Here is a 2640-nt window from a genome sequence, read left to right as displayed (position 1 = left end):
GAAGCCTCCTCGGAGTTGCTCTCCTCGATCTGCTCGGCCCTCGATGTTCCGCTTTCGAGCATGCTCCGCGAAGTCAGCGACCGCGTCGCGGTCGCCGAGGGCGTCGCGGTTCCGGACACCGTCCCCCAGGAGTTCGCGCAGCGCTATGGCCGCGACCTCGACCGGGAACTGAACTCCGATCTCACCGACGAGCTGGCCAAGGGCCTCCTTTCCGGAGCGCGCTAGCCCGCCACTCACCTAAGACCTAAGACACAAAAGAGGACCTCCGGCCCAGGCCGGAGGTCCTTTGTCGTGTTTCGGTGACCAAGGTTCCCGGTGGGGGAGTCAGGCGGGCTCGTCCCGGGGGAAACCGTCGCGCTCGTAGGTGGCATTGAGCTTGGCCATGTACATGGCCAAAGCCTGCAGATCCTCGGCCGGCCATTCCGCCAGGCGTTCCCGGAACACCTCACGCCGTGCGTCCTGGACCTGGTGCATCCTTTCCTCGCCTTCGGACGTCAGCCGGATGGCCTGCGCCCGGCCGTCCAGCGGGTCAGCCTCCTTCGACACCAGCCCGAGGCCCTCGAGGAAGGCGATCTGCCGGCTCACCGATGGCTTGCCGACGCCGATGCAGGAGGCTAGGTCGGTCAGCCGGATGGGGCCCTGCTGGCGGATCACGCTGAGCAGGCCGTAGGCGGCGGGTTCCATTTCCGGGTGGACCTGGCGCGAGAGCTGATGGGAAATAGATCGTCCCCGGCGCCAGAGCAGGCTCAGCTGGTTCTCGACGGCGTCCAGGGCGGCGTCCGCGCCGGCGGTACCGGGAGCGGGATCTCCCGCGGACTCAGTTGGGTTGCTCATGGCAACCATTCTAGAGTCCCCGGCCGTGAGAGACTTTACTCGTGCGAATCAGTGACTTTTGGCGGCTTATGGACGACGAGTTCGGCGCGGGTTACTCCCGCGTCCTGAGCAGTTCGCTGGTCCTGGCCGGGGTCGGAGGCCGCACCGCGGACCAGGCGCTCAGCGCCGGCGTTCCGCCGCGCCAGGTGTGGCTTGCCATGTGCGACGTCCAGGACGTTCCGCCGGAACGCCGCCTGGGCCGCGACGTCAAACCCCGTGACACCACCGGGCCCCGCTGACGCCTGCGTCGTCGCGCTGACGCCAGCTGAGCTCCGCTGACGCCTGACACGCCGTCCGCTTGTTCGAATATCTGTTCGGATAGCGATATGCTTTTTTTCAGACCGTTTTCCACATACGTGGTTCTCCCGACAACTTTGTCGGAGGGTGCCAGTAGCGTCAGTGATGACAGACAAAGGCCTCCACGGCCACTCCACAGCGAGAAAGTATTAGAGGTGTGAATCATGGCCGCAGCCCCGGATCGCCAGAAGGCGCTCGACGCAGCGCTTGCCCAGATTGACAAGCAGTTCGGCAAAGGCTCGGTCATGCGCCTCGGCGATGAAGTCCGTGCGCCCATCGAAGTCATCCCGACCGGGTCCATCGCACTGGACGTCGCCCTGGGAATTGGCGGCCTGCCCCGCGGCCGCGTCGTGGAAATCTACGGTCCGGAATCATCAGGTAAGACCACGGTCGCGCTGCACGCGGTTGCCCATGCCCAGCGCCAGGGCGGCATTGCCGCCTTCATCGACGCCGAGCACGCACTCGATCCGGAATACGCCGCCAAGCTGGGCGTCGACACCGACGCGCTCCTGGTCTCCCAGCCGGACACCGGCGAGCAGGCGCTGGAAATCATGGACATGCTTATCGGATCCGGCTCCCTTGACGTCATAGTCATCGACTCCGTGGCCGCCCTCGTTCCCCGCGCGGAAATCGAAGGCGACATGGGCGACAGCCACGTGGGCCTGCAGGCCCGCCTGATGAGCCAGGCCCTGCGTAAGATCACCGGCCGCCTGAGCCAGACGAAGACCACGGCCATCTTCATCAACCAGCTGCGTGAAAAGATCGGTGTCTTCTTCGGCTCCCCGGAAACCACCACCGGTGGTAAGGCGCTGAAGTTCTATGCCTCCATCCGCATCGACGTCCGCCGCATCCAGACCCTGAAAGAGGGCGCCGATTCCGTCGGCAACCGCACCAAGGCCAAAATCGTCAAGAACAAGATGGCCCCGCCCTTCAAGATCGCCGAGTTCGACATCATCTACGGCCAGGGCATATCCCGTGAGGGCGGCATCATCGACATGGGTGTCGAGCACGGCCTGATCAAGAAGTCGGGCTCCTGGTTCACCTACGATGGCGACCAGCTGGGCCAGGGCATGGAGAACTCCCGCCGCTTCCTGCGCGACAACCCGGAGCTGGCGGCCGAACTCGAGCGCCTGATCAAGGAAAAGCTCGGCGTTGGCGTCAAGGCCCCGGCTGAGACCGAAGAATCTCCGAAGCTGAAGGCCGTTGACGGCTTCTAACAGCCGGCGGCGCAAAGGGGCAGGATTTCCATCACGGAATCCTGCCCCCGGCTTTGCCGGCCCGGATCAGCCGGCGGACCGCACCGATGGCGCGGATTCGCCGGCCGGGCAGGACCGGGACGCGGACCCCGCGGCGGTGGCGCGTGCCATCGTGCTGCGGCAGCTGACGAATTCGCCCAAGAGCCGGCTGCAGCTCTCGCGCAAGCTGGCCGAGCGCAACGTCCCTGAGGACGTCGCGGAGGCCGTGCTGGAC

3 protein-coding genes and 2 pseudogenes are annotated in these 2640 nt (G+C 65.7%); 4 read left to right on the top strand and 1 reads right to left on the bottom strand.

The window, feature by feature from the left end; genetic code table 11:
- Positions 1-225, top strand: a pseudogene (locus tag LQV45_RS24985) (transcriptional regulator); the annotation flags it as partial.
- Positions 226-324: 99 nt separating this feature from the next.
- Here the strand turns inward: LQV45_RS24985 and LQV45_RS24980 are convergent.
- Positions 325-834 (bottom strand): MarR family winged helix-turn-helix transcriptional regulator, encoded by a 510-nt coding sequence (locus LQV45_RS24980; protein ID WP_230009313.1) that lies wholly within the window; start codon positions 832-834, stop codon positions 325-327.
- Positions 835-875: 41 nt separating this feature from the next.
- On the opposite strand from LQV45_RS24980, the gene LQV45_RS24975 reads away from it, so the two are divergent.
- The 3 genes and pseudogenes from LQV45_RS24975 to LQV45_RS24965 form a co-directional block, all read left to right on the top strand.
- A complete protein-coding gene (locus tag LQV45_RS24975) occupies positions 876-1112 on the top strand; it encodes a DUF3046 domain-containing protein (RefSeq protein WP_223913990.1) in 237 nt (78 codons plus the stop codon).
- 222 nt (positions 1113-1334) lie between these two features.
- Positions 1335-2387 carry a recombinase RecA gene (recA, locus tag LQV45_RS24970; protein ID WP_230009312.1) on the top strand — a complete coding sequence of 351 codons (1053 nt, stop codon included), beginning with the start codon at positions 1335-1337 and terminating at the stop codon, positions 2385-2387.
- Positions 2374-2640, top strand: a pseudogene (locus tag LQV45_RS24965) (regulatory protein RecX); the annotation flags it as partial. The gene recA and the pseudogene LQV45_RS24965, both read left to right, overlap by 14 nt.

It is taken from the genome of Microbacterium sp. Bi128 (assembly GCF_918698205.1).
This window is presented reverse-complemented; position numbering and strand designations above follow the sequence as displayed.